The organism is Paraburkholderia sp. RL17-381-BIF-C (genome assembly GCF_046026435.1).
Taxonomy (GTDB): Bacteria; Pseudomonadota; Gammaproteobacteria; order Burkholderiales; family Burkholderiaceae; genus Paraburkholderia.
On record NZ_JARESX010000005.1, the window covers coordinates 110,846 to 131,872 of the forward strand.

The window sequence follows — 21,027 nt, forward strand, 5'->3', positions numbered from 1 at the left end:
GCTAGTCGCTAGTTCAAGAGGAATCATTCATCATGAAAAATCTGTTCCGTCCGTTGATCGTGATTTTCGCGGTGCTCACCGCTGTCACGGGGCTGGCTTATCCGGCGGTGATGACCGCTGTCGGTCAGGCGGCCTTCCACGATCAGGCCAACGGCAGCATGCTCGAACAGGACGGCAAGGTGGTCGGCTCGAAGCTGATCGGCCAGCAGTTCGACGCGCCGCTGTACTTCTGGGGCCGTCTGTCGGCCACGAGCCCGATGCCGTACAACGCGCAGGGTTCGAGCGGCTCGAATCTCGGTCCGACCAACCCGGCCTTGCTCGACGAAATCAAAGGCCGCATCGACGCGCTGAAAGCCGCCGGCACGGATATGTCCAAGCCGGTGCCGGTCGATCTGGTGACGTCGTCGGGCAGCGGTCTCGATCCTGAGATCAGCCCGGCTGCGGCGGCTTATCAGATCGAGCGCGTCGCCAAGGCTCGCAAGCTCGCACCGAACGACGTGCAGGCGCTGGTGGACCGTTATACGAGCGGCCGTCAGTTCGGCGTTCTGGGCGAGCCGCGCGTGAACGTGCTGCAACTGAACCTGGCGCTGGACGAGATGAAGCGCGGCTGATCCTCCGTCGAGCCTTTCAGTCGCAGCGTTTCGCAAAGGCGGCGTCCTCGCGACTCCGCCTTTGGCTTTTGACGGCGCGGCGTAGCGCGCATGATGGCGGCGCGGCATGGGCGTAGCCGCGGCGCGAAGCGATCTGCGCTCGCCGCCACGAGCGGCCCCCGCCATTTGCGGCCGCGCCGCCGCCGTGCCACCATGCGTAGACTGACGCTCGTCCAACGATGAAAACCATTGAGCATGAACCGCCCCGATCCCGATGAGCTGCTCGACAAGCTGCAACGCGACGAAGAAAAACGTCAGCGAGGCAGGCTGAAGATTTTTTTCGGCGCGTCGGCGGGCGTCGGCAAAACCTATGCGATGTTGCAGGCCGCGCGCCGCCGTTACGATGAAGGCGCGGACGTGGTGGTCGGCATCGCCGAAACCCATGGCCGCAGCGAAACCGCGGCGCTGCTCGAAGGCCTCGACGTGCTGCCGCTCGCGCAGATCGAATATCGCGGCCGCAAGCTCGGCGAGTTCGATCTGGACGCCGCGCTCGCCCGCAAGCCGCAACTGATTCTCGTCGACGAACTCGCGCATTCGAACGTGCAGGGCGCGCGCCACCTGAAGCGCTGGCAGGATGTCTACGAACTGCTCGACGCGGGCATCGACGTGTATACGACGGTCAACGTCCAGCACCTCGAAAGTCTGAACGACGTGGTCGGGCAGATCACCGGCATTCGCGTCTGGGAGACCGTGCCGGATCGCGTGTTCGATCGCGCCGACGAAGTCACGCTGGTCGACTTGCCCGCCGAGGAACTGCTTGACCGCATGCGCGACGGCAAAGTGTATTTGCCGCAGCAGGCCGAACGCGCGGTGCGCAACTTCTTTCGCAAAGGCAACCTGATCGCGCTGCGCGAGTTGGCGCTGCGCCGCACCGCGGATCGCGTCGATGCGCAGATGCGGGAGTATCGCGCCGACCGTTCGATCCAGCGCATCTGGCAGGCGCGCGAGCGCTTGCTGGTGTGCGTCGGCCCCGGCCCGGAAGCGCCGATGCTGGTGCGCGCGGCGGCGCGTCTTGCCGCCAGCCTGAAGGCCGACTGGATTGCCGTCTATGTCGAGACGCCCGCGCTGCAGCGTTTGCCGGATGCGCGCCGTGAACGCACGCTGAACGCGCTGAAGCTCGCCGCTGAACTCGGCGCCGAAACCGCGACGTTGGCGGGCGCCGACGCGGCCGCCGCATTGATCGGCTACGCGCAGGCTCGCAACGTGTCGAAGCTCGTGGCCGGCGCGTCGGCGCGCACGGGCCTGCAGCGCTGGTTGCGCAAGCCCCTCGGCGAGCGTATCGCCGAAACGGCAGCGGGCGATCTCGATCTCACGCTGATTCGCGCTTCTTCTGAGCGCGACGGCGGCGAGCATCGGCATCTTTTGAACACCACCGCGAACGCTTGGCGCGATGCATTGAGCGCCGCGCGCGAACGCCGCTCGCCGCCGCGCGCCTACGCTTTCGCGCTGGCGATCTGCGCGGCCATCACCCTGCTGTCGAGCCAGTTGATCGACCATATCGATCTGACCAACCTCGTCATGCTGTATCTGCTCGGCGTGATCTTCGCCGCGGTGAAGCTCGGGCGCGGGCCGGGTGTGGTGCTGTCGTTCATGAGCGTGGCCGCGTTCGACTTCTTCTTCGTGCCGCCGCGCATGTCGCTGTCGGTCTCGGACACGCAGTATCTGCTGACCTTCTTCGGCATGCTGCTGACTTCGCTGGTGATCAGCCATCTCACCTCGAGCCTGCGCCGTGAGGCGAGCGTGGCGCGGCGGCGCGAGCAACGCACCGGCGCAATGTACGCGATGGCGCGCGAGCTGGCCGCGGCGTTGACCACGGAGCAGATCGTCGGCATAGGCAGCCGTCATGTGAGCGAGGTGTTCGGCGCACGCGTCGCGATTCTGTTGCCGGATAGCGCCGATCAGGTCAAACAGAAGATCGAGGATCCCGACGCGGCGGTCACGCTCGAAGGCGAGATGCTCGATAGCGACGTCGGCCAGTGGGTCTACGATCAGCAGAAGCCGGCCGGTCACGGCACCGACACGCTGCCGGCCGCCGCGGCCCTCTACCTGCCGCTCAAGGCGCCCATGCGTACGCGCGGCGTGCTGGCGGTCGTGATGCGCAACGAGGGCGAACTCGACGTGCCCGAACAGCAGCGCATGCTCGACGCGTTCGCCGCGCAGATCGCGCTCGCGCTGGAACGGGTGCACTACGTGGACATCGCGCGCGATGCGCTCGTGAACATGGAGTCGGAGCGCCTGCGCAACTCGTTGTTGTCGGCGATCTCGCACGACCTGCGCACGCCGTTGACGACCATCGTCGGCTTCTCGTCGATGCTCGCGCAATCGCCTGATACGCAGCCCAGCGGCGAACTGGTCGAAGCGATTCACGAGGAGGCGCTGCGCATGACGGGCATCGTCACGAATCTGCTCGACATGGCCCGCCTGCAGGCGGGCAGTCTGCAACTGAACCAGCAATGGACGCTGCTCGAAGAAACCGTGGGCGCCGCGCTGCGCGCGTGCAAACGCGTGCTGGCGAATCATCCGGTGCAGGTGAAGTTGCCCGCCGACTTGCCGCTCTTGCACCTCGACGCCGTGCTGATGGAGCGCCTCTTTTCCAACCTGTTCGAGAACGCGGCCAAATACACGGCGCCGACCACGCCGTTGACGATCGGCGCGCAGCGTCTCGACGCGGACGGCAAGTCGTTCGTGCGCGTCACTGTCGACGATGACGGCCCGGGCCTGCCCGCCGGCATGGAAGCACGCGTGTTCGAGAAGTTCACGCGTGGCGAGAAAGAGTCGGCCAAGCCGGGCATCGGTCTCGGGCTTGCGATCTGCCGCGCGATCGTGGAAGCGCACGGCGGTACAATCGGCGCGCTCAATCGCGTGTCGGCGGACGGCCATGTGGAAGGCGCGCGCTTCTGGTTCACGCTGCCCGTGGAAACGCCGCCCGACGCACCGGACGCACTCGAAGACGAAGGCGCCGATGCTTTGACGCACGCCGACACCGACAGCGAACCAACTCCTAACACGCTTGCCAAGCCTACCCATGAGTGACCCGAGCATCACCGTCGTCCTGATCGAAGACGAAAAGCAGATTCGCCGCTTTGTGCGAACGGCGCTGGAAGGCGAGGGCATCGTCGTGCACGACGCCGAAACCGGCAAGCAAGGTCTCGTCGAAGCCGCCACGCGCAAGCCCGATCTGGTGATCGTCGATCTCGGCCTGCCCGACACCGACGGCCTCGACGTGATCCGCGAACTGCGCGGCTGGAGCGAATTGCCGGTGATCGTGCTGTCGGCGCGCACGCAGGAAAGCGAGAAAGTCGCCGCGCTCGATGCCGGCGCGGACGACTACCTCACCAAGCCGTTCGGCGTGTCCGAGTTGCTCGCGCGAATCCGCGCGCATATGCGGCGGCGCAATCAGGGTGGTGCGAACGAGTCGCCGCAAGTGCGCTTCGGCGCCGTGACCGTCGACCTGGCCTTGCGGCAGGTGAGCCGCGACGGCGCGGCCGTCCACCTGACGCCGATCGAATACCGGCTGCTCGCCACGCTGGTGCGCCACGCCGGCCGCGTGCTCACGCACCGCCAGTTGCTGCGCGACGTGTGGGGGCCGTCGCATGTCGAGAGCCATCACTATCTGCGCATCTATATGGCGCATCTGCGCGGCAAGCTCGAGCGCGATCCGGCGCAGCCGGAACATATCATTACGGAAACCGGGGTGGGATACCGGCTGGTGGGGGCGGCTTGATGCGGTGACGTGATGGCACGCTGTGATGCGGTGCGTTGACGCAGCCTAGCGGCGCACTGTGGTGAATCCGCCACGGCCGGCGCGATCTCTTGTCGCGAGTCGTTCCCGGCGGCTTACCGGCGATCCCGGTATAATTACATTTCGTAAGGACGACCTTGCGGTTTCACGAACGGGGACGGCCCCATTTCACCATGGAGCTGTTTCATGTCCTGGATTCTTCTGTTGATCGCCGGTTTGCTCGAAGTCGCCTGGGCGGCCGGTCTTAAAACCTCCGACGGTTTCACTCGTCTCTGGCCTTCGGTGTTCACGGTCGTGACCGCGCTCGGCAGCTTCATACTGCTCGCCATGGCCATGCGCCAGTTGCCGCTCGGCACGGCCTACGCGGTGTGGACCGGCATCGGCGCAGTCGGCGCGTTCATCTTCGGGATCGTGATGATGGGCGAGGCGTTGACCGTCGCCCGGGTTGCCAGCGCGGCGCTCATCGTGATCGGACTGATCGGGTTGAAGCTCTCTTCCGGGCATTGAGCCCCGTACTCGAACCCGCCGCCGGACGTATCCGTCGAGTCCGGCGGCGCCCGGCTCGCGCCCGCATCGAACTCCCCATTTATTCGCCGCTCTGCGTTCTGCGAATTAACGTGGCTATAATGAGATCGAATCCAACCTGACATTGTCCGCGGCCCATTTGGCGCGGCCGGCTTGGCGCGGGTCTGACGACTTCGGTGCGGCTCCCCCATGATTGGCCCGTCGAAGCCGCCCGGCACGCACAGCGCGCCCGGAGGCGGCCATGCTTGAATCACTTTCGCTCGCTGCGGGCCTCTCGTGGGGCAGCGGTCTGCGCCTCTATCTGACGGTCCTGCTGGCCGGCGTGTTCGCCCGTCTGGGCCTCGTTCATCTTCCCGATACGCTGTCCGCATTGTCCTCGCCTTGGGTGATCGGCGTGGCGGGCGTGCTGACCGTCACCGAATTTCTCGCCGACAAGATTCCCGCGTTCGATTCGCTGTGGGACGCGGTTCATACCTTTATCCGCATTCCGGCGGGCGCCGTGCTGGCCGCCGGTGCGCTCGGCCATGCCGATCCGGCGCTGTTGACCGTGGCCGCGCTCGCGGGCGGGACGCTGGCGGGCACGGCGCACCTCGCCAAAGCGGGGACGCGCGCGCTGATCAACCTGTCGCCGGAACCGGTGTCGAATGTCGTGACCTCGACGGCTGAAGACGGGCTCGTGTTCGGCGGCATGTTGCTCGCGCTGTTCGTGCCGCTCCTCTTTCTGGTGTTGATGGTGGGCTTCCTGATGCTGGCCGGCTGGGCGTTGCCGCGGCTCTGGCGTGGGGTCCAGGGCGGTTTTCGCGGCATGGCGACGCACATGGTGTCGCGCTTTGCCAGGAGCAGGCACGATTGAGCGATACGGTACGGGGTTCCGCGGCGCGCATGGCGACACCGCCGACGCGCCGGTTCGGCGGTAGGGATCTGTTGCGCCAGTCCGTTCGTATGACGTCGCGCGACTGGCGCGCGGGCGAATTGACGATGCTGTTGCTGGCGCTGGTGCTGGCCGTGGCGGCTTTGTCGAGTGTCGGCTTTCTGGCTGACCGTTTGCACCAGGGGCTCGAGCGCGACGCGCGGCGCATGATCGCCGCCGACTTCATCGTGCGGGCCGATCATCCGGTCGATCCGCAATTCGCCGGGCAAGCCGAAGCGCTCGGTTTGAACACCGCCAGCACGGCGATCTTTCCCAGCATGATCAACTCGACCGGCGCGCAGCCGGTCTCGCGGCTCGCCGCCATCAAGGCGGTGTCGCCCGGTTATCCGCTGCGCGGCGCGCTGCGCATTGCCTCGGCGCCGGGCGCGGCGGACTATCCGGCGCGATCGATTCCGCCGCCGGGCGTCGTGTGGGTCGATCAGGCGTTGCTCGACGCGCTGAAGGTGCATGTCGGCGATACGGTGAAAGTCGGCAATCGCAATTTCACGATCGGCGCGGTCATCACGCGCGAACTCGACCGCGGTTTCTCGTTCGTCAATTTCTCGCCGCGCCTGATGCTGCGCGCCGACGACGTGCCGTCGACCGGCCTCATCGCTTACGGCAGCCGCGTGACGTACCGCTTGCTGGTCGCGGGGCCCGACGAAGCGGTGGCGCGTTTCGCGCAATTCGCGCACGACCGCGTGGACGGCGGCAAGATGCGCGGCGTCGCGCTCGAATCGTTGCAGGACGGGCAACCGCAAGTGCGCCAGACGCTCGACCGCGCGAGTCATTTCCTCACGCTCGTCTCGCTGCTCACCGCGTTGCTGGCGGCCGTGGCGATTGCGATGGCCGCGCATCGATACATGCGCCGGCATCTGGACGGCTGCGCGGTGCTGCGTTGCCTCGGCGTCAGTCAGGCGACACTGCGCGCGCTCTTCACGCTCGAATTCGTGGGGCTCGGGTTGATCGGCGGCGCGCTGGGTGTGGCGCTCGGTTATCTGGGCCACCTCGCGCTGCTCACGTGGCTCGGCAGTCTGATCGATGTCGCGCTGCCGTATCCGACCGCATGGCCGGCGCTCGAAGGCATCGCGGCCGGTCTCGTGCTGTTGCTGGGCTTCGCGTTACCGCCGTTGTTGCCGCTCACAAGAGTGCCGCCGGTACGCGTGCTGCGCCGTGAATGGGGCGAGGCGGGCCGCACCGCATGGGCGGCTTACGCGCTCGGCATCGTGCTGTTCGCGGCGCTGCTGATCGTCGCGGCCGGCGAGCTAAAGCTCGGCGGGATCGTGGCGGGCGGCTTCGCGGGCGGGCTGCTGGTGTTCGCGTGCATCGCGCGGCTCGCGTTGTGGGGCGCGGCGCGCGTGGTGCGCAGCGAGCGCGTGAATGCGGGAATCGGCTGGCGCTATGCACTGGCATCGCTCGAACGGCGCAGCAGCGCGAGCGCATTGCAGATCACCGCGCTCGGCATCGGGCTGATGTGTCTGTTGCTGATTGCGATGACGCGTAACGACCTCGTGGCCGGCTGGCGGAAATCGACGCCGCCCGATGCGCCGAACGAGTTCATCATCGATATCCAGCCTGATCAGCGCGACGCCGTCACACACTATCTGAGTACGCACGGCGTGCCGGGCACGGTGCTTTCGCCGATGGTGCGCGGCCGGCTGACGGCGATCAACGGCAAGCCGGTCAATCCGGATACGTTCAAGGGTGACGACGCCAAACGTCTCGTGGATCGCGAGTTCAATCTGTCGTACACCACCGAGTTGCCCGACGACAATCGACTCTCGGCCGGCACGTGGTACGGCGACACGACCACGCCGCAGATTTCGATCGAGCAGGGCCTCGCCAAGCTGATCAACGTGAAGCCTGGTGACATGCTGCGTTTCGACGTGACCGGCTTGCAGATCGACGCGCCCGTCACGAGTGTGCGCAAGCTCGACTGGGGCTCGTTCAAGGTCAACTTTTTCGTGCTGATGCCGCCCGCCGCGTTGCAGGATTTTCCGGCGACGTTCATCACGAGCTTCCATCTGCCGCAAGAGAAACAGTCGACCATCGACGGCCTGATCTCGACTTACCCGAACCTCACGGCGATCGATACTGGTCCGATTCTCGCGCAGGTGCAGCGCGTGTTGCAGCAGGTGATCGGCGCGGTGCAGTTCCTGTTCGCGTTCACGCTTGCCGCGGGTGTACTCGTGCTGTACGCGGCGCTCGCCGGCACGCGTGATGAGCGCATGCGAGAATCCGCGCTGCTGCGCGCATTAGGTGCGTCGCATCGTCAGGTGCGCTCGGTGCAGGTCGCCGAGTTTGTGGCGGTGGGCGCGCTGGCGGGTCTGATGGCGGCGGTGGGCGCGCAGGCTATCGGCTACGTGCTGGCAACGCGCGTGTTCGAGTTTTATCTGAGCTTCGATCCCTGGCTCTTGCCGGCGGGCATTGCCGCCGGCGTCGCGTGCGCCGGCGTGGGCGGCTGGCTGAGCTTGCGGCATGTGCTGGCGCGGCCCGCGTTGCAATCGCTGCGGGATGCGTGAATTTCTTTTTTCTGGTTGGTGAGTGGGTATGAGTGATTTGAACGACGAAGTGTCCGCGGCGCAGCCCACGGCCTTCGAACTGGTGGGCGGCGAGGCGCGCGTGCGCGAACTGGTGGACCGCTTTTACGATCTGATGGATCTCGAAGCGGACTTCGCCGGAATCCGGGCGTTGCATCCGCAATCGCTCGACGGTTCGCGCGACAAGTTCTTCTGGTTTTTATGCGGATGGTTGGGTGGTCCGGATCATTACATCAGCCGCTTCGGTCATCCGCGTCTGCGCGCGCGGCATCTGCCGTTCGCGATCGCATCCGGCGAGCGCGATCAGTGGCTCAGATGCATGGCGTGGGCGATGGAAGATATCGGGCTCGCGGAACCTCTGAGAGAGCGCTTGCTCGGCTCGTTCTTCGAAACGGCCGACTGGATGCGCAATCGCAATGGCTGAGGAGGTTGGGCAGACTTCGCGCACGACTTCGGCGGACTATGCCGTTCTGCCTCCGCAGGCACGCGAAGTTCTCGACTGCTGGTTCGGCGCGCCGGGCACACCCGAGTTCGGCAAGCAGCACAAACGCTGGTTTTCACGCGACGCGGCGTTCGACACGATGCTGCGTGAACGCTTCGGAACCCTGATCGATGCGGCATGCGAGTCCACGCTCGACCACTGGGCCGACACACCGCTCGGCGCGTTGGCGCTCGTCATCGTGCTCGACCAGTTTTCCCGCAATTGTCATCGTGGCACATCGCGCGCGTTCGCGGCCGACCACAAGGCATTGCAAACCGCGCAGCAGATGATCGCAAGCGGCGCCGATCGCTTGTTGCCGAGCGCGCATCATCGCGCGTTCGCCTATTTGCCTTTCGAACACGACGAGACGCTCGCCGGTCAGCGCGAATCTTTGCGACTGTTCAAACTGCTGAAAGCTGAACCGGGCGGCGCGTCGTATTATCGGTCCGCGGTGCGCCACGCGGAAATCATCGAGCGGTTCGGGCGCTTTCCGCATCGCAATGCGCTGCTCGGGCGTTCTTCTACGGCTGAAGAAAGCGCGTTCCTGCGCGAACCGGGTTCATCGTTCTAGATTTGCGATCAGCGCGCGCGAAACGCCTAGCGGCCGCCGGCCACGTCGAGGAGTGCGCCCGTCACATACGAGGCGGTGTCGCTCAGCAACCAGACGATGGCCTCGGCCACTTCACCGGCCGTGCCGGGGCGGCCCAGCGGTGTGGTCGCGCCGAGTTGCGCGGCGCGCTCGGGCTTGCCGCCGCTTGCGTGGATCTCGGTGTCGATCAGGCCGGGGCGCACCGCGTTCACACGCACGCCTTGCGGGCCGAGTTCCTTGGCGAGGCCGAGCGTCATGGTGTCGACGGCGCCTTTCGAGCCGGCATAGTCGACGTATTCGTTCGGTGAGCCGAGCCTCGACGCCGCCGACGAAACGTTCACGATCACGCCGCCCGCGCCGCCACGCGTGGTGGACATGCGCCGCGCGGCTTCGCGTGCGCAGAGATATGCGCCGAGCACGTTGACGTCGAACATGCGCTTCAGGCGCGCGAGGTCCATGTCGGCGAGTTGGCTGGACGGCGCGACGATGCCCGCGTTGTTGACGAGTGCATCGAGCCGCCCGAACTTCTGTTCAAGCGTGTCGAACATGGCCAGCACGTCGGCCTCGTTCGCGACGTCGCCGGCGATCGTCAACGCGCGGCCGCCGGCCCGTTCCACATCGGCGGCGGTGTCTTGCGCTGCCGCGAGATTCTGCGCGTAATTCACGCCGACGGACCAGCCGCGCGCACCCAGCAAACGCGCGGTTGCGCGGCCAATGCCGCGGCTGCCACCGGTGATCAGAACGGCTTTCGTCATCGCAACCTCATCGTTCGGGAAAAGTCAGACCGCGTCGCGCTTGATCGCCCATTTGTCGCTGGCGGGCGGCTGATAGCGTTGCAGCTTGCCGATCAACGCGGCGGGATCGGCGTCGATCTGCAGGATGTCGAAATAGGTCTGGCGCATGAAGCCTTCTTCGACGGTATGCTGCAGCAGATTGATCAGCGGGTCATAGAAGCCGTCGATATTCAGCACGGCCACCGCTTTCTGGTGGTAGCCGAGTTGCGCCCACGTGTAGACCTCGAACAGTTCTTCGAGCGTACCCGCGCCGCCCGGCATCGCGACGAACGCGTCGGACAGGTCGGCCATCATCTTCTTGCGATGATGCATGTCGGGCACCACGTGCAGTTCGGTCAGGCCGTTGTGGCCGACTTCCTTGCTGACCAGAAGCTCGGGAATCACGCCGATCGCGCGGCCGCCTTCGGCCATCACGGTGTCGGCGATCACGCCCATCAGACCGACCTTGCCGCCGCCGTAGACGAGCGCCAGATCGGCTTGCACCAGCGCGCGGCCAAAGGCGCGCGCCGCTTCGGCATACAACGGTTTAGCCCCGTTGGAGGAGCCGCAATACACACACACCGACTTCATGCTCAAGCGTCCTTCGGTTCGTTGCGGGGCGCGGCGCCTTCCTTGGGCGGCAGGTAGTCGTAAAACTCGCGCTTGGGCAGTTTGCCCGACACGAGGTCGTCGAAAATCTGCCGTGAGCGGCCGCGCAGATAAGGCGCCATCAACGAGACGATCTGCACGCTCACCTGATGCAGCTCCGCGCGAATCGCCTCCTGCTCGTTGTATTTGCGCGGGTTCATCACGAACTGATACGAGAGCCAATACGTACCGATCACGCCGACGTTGGTGGCGATCACGTGCAGTTCTTCAGGTGTGGCGACCATTTCGCCGTCGGCCACGAGCTGCTCGCAGAACTGGCTCGCAAAACGCACCTTGTGGCTGATGATCTGCTTGAAGTGCGTTTCGAGCGTGCGATTGCGCGCCAGCAGATCGTTCAGATCACGATACAGGAAGCGATAGCGCCAGGTGAAATCGACCATGTACTGCAGATACGACCACATTTCGTCGATGGTCGCGCGATGGTCGTCGGGAAAACGCAGACGCTTTTCGATCTCCTGCTCGAACTGGCTGAAGATGCTGTTGATGATGTCGTCTTTGTTGCGGAAGTGGTAGTACAGGTTGCCTGGACTGATTTCCATTTCCTCGGCGATCGTCGTCGTCGTGACGTTCGGCTCGCCGATTTCGTTGAACAGTTTCAACGAGAGTTCGAGAATCCGTTCGCGCGTGCGGCGGGGAGGTTTGGCTTCCATGTCGTCCGGCCCTGGTTACGCCGGGCTGGGGCACACGGCGGCGTGCCGCTCTTTGCGTGATCCGCCCGGACGCGGTTGGTGTATCGAACGATTATAAACCGAGCGTTCTTATACCAAGCGAATACTCAGGGTTTTCATTATTCGCGGCGATTTCGCGCACAGTTCGCTTACGGTTCGGCTGCGCTGAAGCGGCCGCGGCGTGGCTTCACAGCCATGCCTTGAGCCAGTGCGCGACGAGCGGCCCGACGATCAGCAGCCACGTCATCAGGCACATGCCGAGCGCGACCATCACGGCCGCGCTGCCGAGATCCTTCGCGCGTCGCGAGAGTTCGTGGCGTTCGAGCGAAATGCGGTCGATAGCCGCTTCGACGCTCGAATTCAGCAACTCGACGATCAGCACGAGCAGCACGGAGCCGAGCAGCAACACGCGCGATACCGGATCGACCGGCACCAGCACGCCGCACGGAATCAGGATCGCGGCGAGCGTGAGTTCCTGGCGAAACGCGCTTTCCTCGCGGATCGCGACGCGAAACCCCGCGAGCGAATTTTTCATCGCGTGCCAGGCGCGCGTGACGCCGCGATTGCCCTTGTACGGATTGAAGGGCAGCGGCGCGAGCGGATCGTCGGGGCTGAGCGGTTCGTGCTGCGCGTCGTGCTGCGTTTCGTCTTGTGCGTCGCGTGGCGGGGCGTGTCGCATGTTGTTCGTCACGCGCGTGCCGTTCATGCCGTCCAAACCATGCGCGTGATCTGCATGATTCGGCGTGCCTGGTTCGCTCACGTCGTCGATCGGTTCGATGCTGGCGGTACTGTCGGTATCGACGGCGCGCAGCGCGCCGTTCGACGCGCGGGCCACAGTAGTGGTTCTGGTTCGCATGGACAGCTCGGCGCGCCGCGTCATGCGGCGGCGCTTTCCTCGCGGTACGTTGCGCGCGGCAGTGGCTTCAGATGCGCGGCGAATTGCTCGGAGGCCGCCGCCCACGAGAAGCGTTCGGCCCACGCGCGAGCATGGTTGCGATCGATCTTCAGGGCTTCCAGGCAAGCTTCGCGCAGGTCCTCGTGCATCGCGCCGGCGCCGCCGTCGCCGAGCACGTCGATCGGACCGGTGACCGGATATGCCGCGACGGGCGTGCCGCAGGCGAGCGCTTCGAGCAGCACGAGCCCGAACGTGTCGGTACGGCTCGGGAACACGAACACGTCAGCGGCCGCATAGACCTTCGCCAGTTCGGCCTGCGTGAGCACGCCCAGATAATTCGCTTGCGGATAGCGCGACTTCAGTTCGGCGAGCGCCGGGCCTTCACCGGCCACCCACTTCGAGCCGGGCAGATCGAGCTTAAGAAACGCCTCGACGTTTTTCTCGACCGCCACACGTCCCACATACAGAAAGATCGGCCGGGCGGTATTGAGCACCTTCGAGTCCATCTGGTGAAAGATGTCCAGGTCGACGCCGCGCGTCCACAGCACGACGTTGGTGAAGCCGAATTTCTCCAGGTCGCTCTTGACGACCGGCGTGGGCGCCATCACGGACAGCGACGGCTTGTGAAACCAGTGCAGGAACTTGTAGGTCGCGGCGAGTGGAATGCCGAAGCGCGCCTGCACATACTCCGGAAAACGCGTGTGATAAGCGGTCGTGAACGGCAGCTTGTGCTGAATCGCATAGGCGCGCGCGGCCATGCCGAGCGGACCTTCCGTGGCGATATGCAAGGCGTCGGGCGCGAATGCGTCGATACGCTGGCGCAGCTTGCGGCGCGGCAGCAGCGACAGACGGATCTCCGGATAGGTCGGGCAAGGGATCGTCTTGAACTCGAGCGGCGTCAGCAGATCGACGCGGTGGCCGAGTGCGCTGAGTTCGCGCGTGGTGTTTTTCAGCGTGCGTACGACGCCATTGACCTGCGGTTCCCATGCGTCGGTGACGATCATGATCTTCATCGGTTTCGGCCCAATAGAGAAGTTAACAAGCAGGGACTACGCGGTCGCCCGGGCCTTTTGCACGCCCACTTCCGGGGAGCGCACCACGGTCCAGTAGATCACCTTGAGTTCGCCTTCATACGTCTCGACCAGTGCTGACAAACTTTCGACCCAGTCGCCGTCGTTGCAATACAGGACGCCGTCGATATCGCGTATCTCGGCTTTGTGGATGTGCCCGCAGACCACGCCGTCGCAGCCGCGGCGGCGCGCTTCGTCGGTCATCACGCGTTCGAACGACGAGATGAAATTCACCGCGTTCTTCACCTGATGCTTCAGGTACTGCGATAGCGACCAGTACGGAAAACCGAGCCGGCTGCGGATCCGGTTGAACCAGCGGTTCAGGATCAGGATCATGGTGTAGAGCGTGTCGCCGAGATAGGCGAGCCACTTGGCGTGCTGGATCACGCCGTCGAACAGATCGCCGTGCACGATCCACAGACGCTTGCCGGCGAGCGTGGTGTGAAACGCCTCGCCGCGCACGTGGATGTCGCCGAACGCGAGGTCGCAGAACTGGCGCGCGGCTTCGTCGTGATTGCCGGGCACGTAGATCACCTGGGTGCCTTTGCGCGCCTTGCGCAGCACCTTCTGCACGACGTCGTTGTGCGCCTGCGGCCAGTACCAGCCTTTCTTCAACTGCCAGCCGTCGATGATGTCGCCCACGAGGTACAGATACTCCGACTCGTTGTGGCGCAGGAAATCGAGCAGATAGGGCGCCTGGCAGCCGCTCGAACCGAGATGGATGTCGGAGAGCCAGATGGTGCGGTAGCGGTGCGGCGCGGCGTGGTCGTCGTCGTGCTGGCCGGCGTTGGCGTCGAGCGGCAATGGCGCCACGGGCAACGGCCGTCCGTGGCTATGGTTGGGTTCCGGGAGGAACGCGACGGGGTCGACGCTCGGGCCGGTCTGGCGGAACAGGGAAGTCGCGGACGTTTTGGGGTCCATGGCTCACGCGTCGAGTTGCGGTGCCCGTATTGGGCCGGGCGCGCGTGACTGTGCCGTGACAGTCATGAGAAGTTCTTATTACTGCGGGCGTGGGGAGAGGGGGCGGTGGGGTGTGAGATGCGAGGCGGAAGATGCAGTGAAATCGAATTGGTGTGAGGTGCGATGGTCTGTGAAGCGCGAGACGCAGCGGAGGGCGAGAGGTGGCGGAGCGGGAGACAGGGCGGAGGGAGAGAGGCGGTGCAGCGGGAGAAGCGGCAAAGCGCGAGCGGTGGAAATCAACGCATCACAAGAACCGCCGTTGCAGATCGCACGATGTGGCGCCGGTCCAACAGGAGAGCGAAAGAATTGCCCGTCGGGTTCAACCGCTCAACCGGAGACGCTAACGACCCGAGTGCCGGCGAGGCGATCGTGCAGAAACTGGCGTTGCGAATCGACGCGCCCGGTGGCGGCCCACAACACGAACCAGATGCCGGCGATCGCGAGCGTCTGCGGCAGCTTGAGTCCGAGCAGCGGATGCAGCGCGAGCGGTGGTAAAAACCACAGCCACGCAAGCACGTAGCGGGTTATGGCACGACCAGTGGAGAGCGGCGCGCCGTCGGCGGCGACGACTCGCAGACGCCAGGTTTTCATCGGCAGGGTCTGGCCGCTGTGGGTCCAGAACCAGACGAAGTACACGCCGACCACGAGCCCGATCCATGCGGCCAGCAGGTTGTGATGGGTCAGCCCGTTGCGTTGCTGGGTCAGGGTGCTGAACAGATATCCGGCGATGAACACCACGCCGAACAGAATCAGCGCTTCGTACAGCAGCGCTGCGAGACGCCGCCTTACGGTGGGCGCATTGCCGGTTGCATCAGCGGGCAATGCAGGGGTCGAAAGCGGCTGGGACACAGTGGGGCCCGATCAGGAGCCGTTGAAGATCGACGGCGCTTCAGCCGGCGAAACAGGCAGCGGCGTAGCGGGCACGAAGCTGCCGGCGGCGGGAATCGGCGGCGCGGCGGCCGGGCTCGGCAACGACGCGGCCGCCGCGGCGCTCACGGCTGCGGCGCCGCTTGCGCCGTGCTCACGCGCATTCACGAGCCGATCGAGTCCCTTGATCTCACTGCGGCCCGAGGGCGGCGCACTGACGACGCTCGGCCGCCGTTTGCGCTCGCTGGCGGCGAGCCGTTCCTTCTGCTCTTCGGGCAGTTGCTGATAGGCCTTCCACGCGTTCTGCCGGGCTTCGCGCGGCAATTCCTTCGACACCTGATAGTTTTCTCGCGCGACACGCCGCTGATCGGGCGTCATGCGGGTCCATTCAGTCATGCGCTCGTGTAGGCGCTTTTGCGCATCGGGCGACATCTTCGGGTAACGCGACGCGATCTTGATCCATTTGCGCTTGCGTTCGTCGCTAAACGAATCCCATTGGGCTTCGAAGGGCGCGAGCGCGATATGCTCGGCGGATGTCAGGCGCGTCCACGCCATTGGGCTGTTGCTGCCGGGCAGGCTCGGCAATTCGACGGCGAGCGTGGGCGTGGGCGCGGGCGCCTTGGCGGTGGCGTTGCCGCCCGCGACGGGCGCGCTGACGGTCGACGGACCCGGGTAAAAGCGCGGATATGTCGCGGCGAACGACACCAGGGCCGCGATCGTGCATCCGAAAACAACGGCCAGGCCGCGCTTGTAACTCACCCGAGAAATCTCCCGCTCAGTGGGCGCGTGAAAGGTACGCGTTGAAACCGTGGTCGAGATAGGCATTGAGCGGCAGGTCGTCGCTTAACATGGCGGCATCGATATCGGCGAGCTCGGCGGTGCGTTGCTGGTCCTCCCAGTAGGCGATCCCCACGAGGCTGACCACCAGCGCGACGAGCGGCCACGCAAGCGCGAAGCGGCGCAGCGGCGAACGGCGGCGCTGCGGTAGTTCGGCTGGCGGCATGCCGGCAGGCACGCCCGCGCCGGCGAAGGCCGGCACGAACACGGGCGCGCTCACGGTTTCGGGCTTCTTGCGCGCGAGCGCGGCGCGGCGCGCCGCGGCGAGTCGATCGACAGTGGCGGACGGAATGCTGGCGGCGTTTTCGTCGAGCGCGCGGCGCACCTGGCGGGCGAACTCGAGTTCTTTGGTTTCTAGGGAGCTCATAGCGTGATTCCTTTGGCCTTGAGCGCTTGCGCCAGCGTGTGGGTGGCCCGCGAGCAGTGCGTTTTCACACTGCCTTCGGAGCAGCCCATTGCGGCGGCAGTCTCGGCGACATCCATATCCTCCCAATAACGCATGAGAAACGCCTCCCGTTGACGTGCCGGTAACTTTTGGATCTCGTCGTCGATTAACTGCAGAACCTGTTCGCGTTCGAGTTTCTGTTCGTTGCTCTCGGAGCCCGCCGAGCCTTGCTGCGCCTCGAAGGTTTCGAGGGGGTCGAATTCGTCGTCGTCGGCGTTGCCGAGCGACGAAAAAAGACTAACCCAAGTATTGCGCACTTTGGCACGACGGAAATAGTCGTGCATCGCATTCTGGAGAATACGCTGAAACAGGAGCGGAAGTTCGGCCGCCGGACGGTCGCCGTATTTTTCGGCGAGCTTGATCATCGCGTCCTGCACGATGTCGAGCGAGGCGTCGTCGTCCCGCACGGCGTAGACCGTCTGCTTGAATGCGCGCCTTTCGACGCCCGCCAGAAAATCGGCGAGTTCCTTGTCTGATGCCATCCGTTGGGGGTCGGCGCAGCGAGCGTGCGCGTAATCGGTCGAAAAATGTCGTAAAACTCGCGGATGCTAACAAACTTTTGCGTCGCTGGGGCGAAACGTGATTCAGCTTGCATCTCCATAACAGCCTTTCGGTCAATATCGAGAGTTCGGTGCGGCGTGCTCAGGCAATATTTGCTTGACCGCGCGGGCGTCTGCAGATATCGTCGCTGGTTCGCAACATAAGTGACTTGTCTCATTGAGGTGTGGCCCAAGAAGCTCACCTGTCAACTGGACGCGCCGCTTGAACCCGAGCCACAAGCCCGGCAGAGAGCACCCGATCAATTTTTTGCCGAAAATTCGAAAGGTGAATAAATGAATATGCCCAGCGCGGAATTCTCCACGTCGGATACGACCCCCCATCCCGAAGCTGACTCTATCGGCGCCACCGTGCTCATGAAGGCACTGGCCGACGAAGACGTCGAGTTTGTCTGGGGCTATCCCGGCGGCTCGGTACTCTACATTTACGACGAGCTTTACAAGCAGGACAAATTCCAGCACGTGCTCGTGCGCCACGAGCAGGCCGCGGTCCACGCCGCCGACGCCTACGCGCGTTCCACCGGCAAGGTCGGTGTGTGCCTCGTGACCTCCGGCCCCGGCGTCACCAATGCGGTGACCGGCATCGCCACCGCGTACATGGATTCGATCCCGATGGTGGTGATCAGCGGCCAGGTGCCGACTGCCGCGATCGGCCAGGATGCGTTCCAGGAGTGCGACACGGTTGGTATCACGCGTCCCTGCGTGAAGCACAACTTCCTCGTGAAGGACGTGCGCGACCTCGCCGCCACCGTCAAGAAAGCTTTCTACATTGCTCGTACCGGCCGTCCCGGCCCGGTGCTGATCGACATCCCGAAAGACGTGTCCAAGGCGCCGTGCCAGTACGAACCGCTCAAAACGGTTTCGCTGCGCTCGTATAACCCGGTCACGAAGGGCCACTCCGGCCAGATCCGCAAAGCGGTCTCGCTGTTGTTGTCGGCCAAGCGTCCGTACATCTATACCGGCGGCGGCATCATTCTCGCGGACGCATCGCGTGAGCTGAACCAGTTCGCCGACCTGCTCGGCTACCCCGTTACCAACACGTTGATGGGTTTGGGCGGCTACCGCGCGAGCGACAAGAAATTCCTCGGCATGCTCGGCATGCACGGCACGTACGAAGCCAACATGGCGATGCAGCACTGCGACGTGCTGATCGCGATCGGCGCGCGTTTCGACGACCGTGTGATCGGCGACCCGGCGCACTTCGCATCGCGTCCGCGCAAGATCATCCATATCGACATCGATCCTTCTTCCATCTCCAAGCGCGTCAAGGTCGACATTCCGATCGTCGGCGACGTGAAGGAAGTGCTGAAGGAGCTGATCGAGCAGCTGCAAACGGCCGAGCATGGCCCGGACACCGCGGCGCTCGCCGACTGGTGGAAGGACATCGAAGCCTGGCGCGCGAAAGACTGCCTCAAGTTCGACCGCAAGAGCGACATCATCAAGCCGCAGTACGTGGTGGAAAAGGCGTGGGAACTGACCGACGGCAATGCCTTCGTGTGTTCCGACGTCGGCCAGCACCAGATGTGGGCGGCGCAGTTCTATCGCTTCAACAAGCCGCGCCGCTGGATCAACTCCGGTGGCCTCGGCACGATGGGCTTCGGCCTGCCGGCGGCGATGGGCGTGAAGATGGCGCACCCGGACGACGACGTGCTCTGTATCACGGGCGAAGGCTCGATCCAGATGTGCATTCAGGAGCTCTCCACCTGCAAGCAGTATGAGACTCCGGTGAAGATCATTTCGCTGAACAACCGCTATCTGGGCATGGTGCGCCAGTGGCAGCAGATCGAATACAGCAAGCGCTATTCGCATTCGTACATGGATGCGCTGCCGGATTTCGTGAAGCTCGCCGAAGCGTACGGCCACGTCGGCATGCGTATCGAACGCACGGCAGATGTGGAACCGGCGCTCAAGGAAGCGCTGCGCCTGAAAGATCGCACGGTGTTTCTCGATTTCCAGACCGATCCGACCGAAAACGTCTGGCCGATGGTTCAGGCCGGCAAGGGCATCACCGAGATGCTCATGGGTTCGGAAGATCTATAACGACGGCGCGTTGAGTTAAACGCCGCGTTGGCTTCGTCCTGCGCGCCTTCATGAAAGGCGAGCTGCGGACGAAGCGGCGCGAACCGTTCGCAGACATCGACAAAACATCTGGAAGAAGCGAAACATGAGACACATCATTTCCGTCCTGCTGGAAAACGAACCGGGCGCGTTATCACGCGTGGTTGGTCTCTTCTCGGCACGCGGCTACAACATTGAAACCTTGACGGTGGCTCCGACCGAAGACCGTTCGCTGTCGCGCATGACCATCGTCTCCATTGGCTCGGACGACGTGATCGAACAGATCACGAAGCATCTGAACCGCCTGATCGAGGTGGTGAAAGTGGTCGACCTTACCGAGGGCGCCCACATCGAGCGCGAGCTGATGTTGATCAAGGTGAGGGCGGTCGGCAAGGAACGTGAGGAGATGAAGCGGATGTCGGATATTTTCCGCGGCCGCATCATCGACGTCACTGAAAAGACCTACACGATCGAACTGACGGGCGCGAGCGAGAAGCTCGATGCCTTCATCGAAGGGCTCGACGCTACGGCGATTCTCGAGACGGTCCGTACGGGCAGCTCGGGTATCGGTCGCGGCGAGCGCATTCTGAAGGTGTGACGCGCGAGCGTTCAACCGTCTCGATCCAGGCCGGGCAGTGCCTTTAAGAACCCGGCCAGCAACAACTATATGCAGTATTTGAATCTCACTGAATCATCGAATTTAGCCAAGGAACCGACATGAAAGTTTTCTACGACAAGGACGCCGACCTCTCCCTCATCAAGGGCAAGCAAGTCACCATCATCGGCTATGGCTCGCAAGGCCATGCGCACGCGCTGAACCTGAAGGAAAGCGGCGTGAACATCACGGTCGGTCTGCGCAAGGGCGGCGCATCGTGGAGCAAGGCTGAGAACGCCGGCCTGCAAGTCAAGGAAGTGGCGGAAGCCGTCAAGGGCGCAGACGTGGTCATGATGCTGCTGCCGGACGAGCAGATCGCCGAAGTCTATGCGAAGGAAGTGCACGCCAACGCCAAGCAAGGCGCAGCGCTCGCGTTCGCACACGGCTTCAACGTTCACTACGGCCAGGTGATTCCGCGTGCCGACCTCGACGTGATCATGATTGCGCCGAAGGCGCCGGGCCACACGGTTCGCGGCACCTACTCGCAAGGTGGCGGCGTGCCGCACCTGATCGCTGTCGCGCAGGACAAGTCGGGCGCAGCACGTGACATCGCGCTGTCGTACGCTGCGGCGAACGGCGGCGGCCGTGCCGGCATCATCGAAACGAACTTCCGCGAAGAAACGGAAACCGACCTGTTCGGCGAACAAGCCGTGCTGTGCGGCGGTACGGTCGACCTGATCAAGGCCGGCTTCGAAACGCTGGTGGAAGCGGGCTACGCGCCGGAAATGGCGTACTTCGAATGCCTGCACGAACTGAAGCTGATCGTCGACCTGATCTACGAAGGCGGCATCGCGAACATGAACTACTCGATCTCGAACAACGCTGAATACGGCGAGTACGTGACGGGTCCGCGTATCGTGACGGCTGAAACGAAGAAGGCGATGAAGGCTGTGCTGACCGACATTCAAACGGGCGAGTACGCAAAGAGCTTCATCCTCGAAAACAAGGCCGGCGCACCGACGCTGCAATCGCGCCGCCGTCTGACGGCCGAGCACCAGATCGAACAGGTCGGTTCGAAGCTGCGCGCAATGATGCCGTGGATCGCGAAGAACAAGCTGGTCGACCAGTCGAAGAACTAAGCTGATTCACGCTGATGTCCGGTGCGGCGCTATGCCGTAACAACCGGACAGATCAAA

Annotated in this window: 21 protein-coding genes; 11 read left to right on the forward strand and 10 right to left on the reverse strand. The window is 64.2% G+C overall.

Going from position 1 to position 21,027, the window contains the following annotated elements; translation table 11 throughout:
- Nucleotides 1-32: 32 nt before the first annotated feature.
- From kdpC to P0D70_RS05780, 8 genes are all read left to right on the forward strand, one after another.
- Nucleotides 33-611: a potassium-transporting ATPase subunit KdpC gene (kdpC, locus tag P0D70_RS05745; RefSeq protein WP_408183433.1), complete on the forward strand. Its 579-nt coding sequence runs from the start codon at nucleotides 33-35 to the stop codon at nucleotides 609-611.
- A gap of 234 nt (nucleotides 612-845) precedes the next feature.
- A complete protein-coding gene (locus P0D70_RS05750) occupies nucleotides 846-3,683 on the forward strand; it encodes a DUF4118 domain-containing protein (protein WP_091795935.1) in 2,838 nt (945 codons plus the stop codon).
- Nucleotides 3,676-4,374 carry a two-component system response regulator KdpE gene (kdpE, locus tag P0D70_RS05755; protein WP_091795932.1) on the forward strand — a complete coding sequence of 233 codons (699 nt, stop codon included), beginning with the start codon at nucleotides 3,676-3,678 and terminating at the stop codon, nucleotides 4,372-4,374. Before P0D70_RS05750 ends, kdpE begins: the two co-directional genes overlap by 8 nt.
- A 204-nt stretch (nucleotides 4,375-4,578) precedes the next feature.
- Entirely contained in the window at nucleotides 4,579-4,899 is a 321-nt protein-coding gene (gene sugE, locus P0D70_RS05760) for a quaternary ammonium compound efflux SMR transporter SugE (RefSeq protein WP_408183435.1), read from the forward strand.
- Nucleotides 4,900-5,158: 259 nt separating this feature from the next.
- Nucleotides 5,159-5,770 (forward strand): DUF4126 domain-containing protein, encoded by a 612-nt coding sequence (locus P0D70_RS05765; protein WP_091795925.1) that lies wholly within the window; start codon nucleotides 5,159-5,161, stop codon nucleotides 5,768-5,770.
- A complete protein-coding gene (locus P0D70_RS05770) occupies nucleotides 5,767-8,349 on the forward strand; it encodes an ABC transporter permease (RefSeq protein WP_408183437.1) in 2,583 nt (860 codons plus the stop codon). Before P0D70_RS05765 ends, P0D70_RS05770 begins: the two co-directional genes overlap by 4 nt.
- 28 nt (nucleotides 8,350-8,377) lie before the next feature.
- On the forward strand, nucleotides 8,378-8,791 hold the full coding sequence (locus P0D70_RS05775; protein WP_408183439.1) for a group II truncated hemoglobin: 414 nt from the start codon (nucleotides 8,378-8,380) through the stop codon (nucleotides 8,789-8,791).
- Complete coding sequence (locus tag P0D70_RS05780) at nucleotides 8,784-9,419, forward strand: DUF924 family protein (RefSeq protein ID WP_408183441.1); 636 nt, start codon at nucleotides 8,784-8,786, stop codon at nucleotides 9,417-9,419. The genes P0D70_RS05775 and P0D70_RS05780 overlap by 8 nt, the downstream gene beginning before the upstream one ends.
- Before the next feature lie 26 nt (nucleotides 9,420-9,445).
- Here P0D70_RS05780 and P0D70_RS05785 read toward each other — a convergent pair whose 3' ends face one another.
- From P0D70_RS05785 to P0D70_RS05830, 10 genes are all read right to left on the reverse strand, one after another.
- Nucleotides 9,446-10,192: an SDR family oxidoreductase gene (locus P0D70_RS05785; RefSeq protein ID WP_408183443.1), complete on the reverse strand. Its 747-nt coding sequence runs from the start codon at nucleotides 10,190-10,192 to the stop codon at nucleotides 9,446-9,448.
- 24 nt (nucleotides 10,193-10,216) lie between these two features.
- Entirely contained in the window at nucleotides 10,217-10,801 is a 585-nt protein-coding gene (locus P0D70_RS05790; protein WP_408183445.1) for an LOG family protein, read from the reverse strand.
- 2 nt (nucleotides 10,802-10,803) lie between these two features.
- A complete protein-coding gene (locus P0D70_RS05795) occupies nucleotides 10,804-11,529 on the reverse strand; it encodes a TetR/AcrR family transcriptional regulator (protein ID WP_091795911.1) in 726 nt (241 codons plus the stop codon).
- 205 nt (nucleotides 11,530-11,734) lie between these two features.
- Nucleotides 11,735-12,403 (reverse strand): diacylglycerol kinase, encoded by a 669-nt coding sequence (locus P0D70_RS05800; protein WP_408183449.1) that lies wholly within the window; start codon nucleotides 12,401-12,403, stop codon nucleotides 11,735-11,737.
- Nucleotides 12,404-12,423: 20 nt separating this feature from the next.
- Nucleotides 12,424-13,455, reverse strand: a complete 1,032-nt coding sequence (locus tag P0D70_RS05805) for a glycosyltransferase family 4 protein (RefSeq protein WP_091795909.1) — start codon at nucleotides 13,453-13,455, stop codon at nucleotides 12,424-12,426.
- A 36-nt stretch (nucleotides 13,456-13,491) separates the two neighbouring features.
- Nucleotides 13,492-14,433 carry a UDP-2,3-diacylglucosamine diphosphatase gene (locus tag P0D70_RS05810; protein WP_408183452.1) on the reverse strand — a complete coding sequence of 314 codons (942 nt, stop codon included), beginning with the start codon at nucleotides 14,431-14,433 and terminating at the stop codon, nucleotides 13,492-13,494.
- A 366-nt stretch (nucleotides 14,434-14,799) separates the two neighbouring features.
- Nucleotides 14,800-15,321: an RDD family protein gene (locus tag P0D70_RS05815; protein WP_408183455.1), complete on the reverse strand. Its 522-nt coding sequence runs from the start codon at nucleotides 15,319-15,321 to the stop codon at nucleotides 14,800-14,802.
- Between the two features lie 12 nt (nucleotides 15,322-15,333).
- On the reverse strand, nucleotides 15,334-16,098 hold the full coding sequence (locus tag P0D70_RS05820) for a DUF3106 domain-containing protein (RefSeq protein ID WP_091795903.1): 765 nt from the start codon (nucleotides 16,096-16,098) through the stop codon (nucleotides 15,334-15,336).
- Nucleotides 16,099-16,114: 16 nt separating this feature from the next.
- The gene (locus P0D70_RS05825; protein ID WP_408183458.1) at nucleotides 16,115-16,543 is read right to left on the reverse strand and encodes a DUF3619 family protein; all 429 of its coding nucleotides are present in this window, start codon (nucleotides 16,541-16,543) and stop codon (nucleotides 16,115-16,117) included.
- Nucleotides 16,540-17,103, reverse strand: coding sequence for an RNA polymerase sigma factor (locus P0D70_RS05830; protein WP_054034971.1), 564 nt, complete (start codon nucleotides 17,101-17,103; stop codon nucleotides 16,540-16,542). Before P0D70_RS05830 ends, P0D70_RS05825 begins: the two co-directional genes overlap by 4 nt.
- Before the next feature lie 351 nt (nucleotides 17,104-17,454).
- Between P0D70_RS05830 and P0D70_RS05835 the strand changes: the two genes are divergently transcribed.
- The 3 genes from P0D70_RS05835 (at nucleotide 17,455) to ilvC (ending at nucleotide 20,970) form a co-directional block, all read left to right on the forward strand.
- Nucleotides 17,455-19,218, forward strand: a complete 1,764-nt coding sequence (locus P0D70_RS05835; protein ID WP_095419949.1) for an acetolactate synthase 3 catalytic subunit — start codon at nucleotides 17,455-17,457, stop codon at nucleotides 19,216-19,218.
- 124 nt (nucleotides 19,219-19,342) lie between these two features.
- The gene (gene ilvN / locus P0D70_RS05840) at nucleotides 19,343-19,834 is read left to right on the forward strand and encodes an acetolactate synthase small subunit (protein ID WP_091795896.1); all 492 of its coding nucleotides are present in this window, start codon (nucleotides 19,343-19,345) and stop codon (nucleotides 19,832-19,834) included.
- A gap of 119 nt (nucleotides 19,835-19,953) precedes the next feature.
- The gene (ilvC, locus tag P0D70_RS05845) at nucleotides 19,954-20,970 is read left to right on the forward strand and encodes a ketol-acid reductoisomerase (RefSeq protein ID WP_091795894.1); all 1,017 of its coding nucleotides are present in this window, start codon (nucleotides 19,954-19,956) and stop codon (nucleotides 20,968-20,970) included.
- The last annotated feature ends 57 nt before the right edge of the window (nucleotides 20,971-21,027 follow it).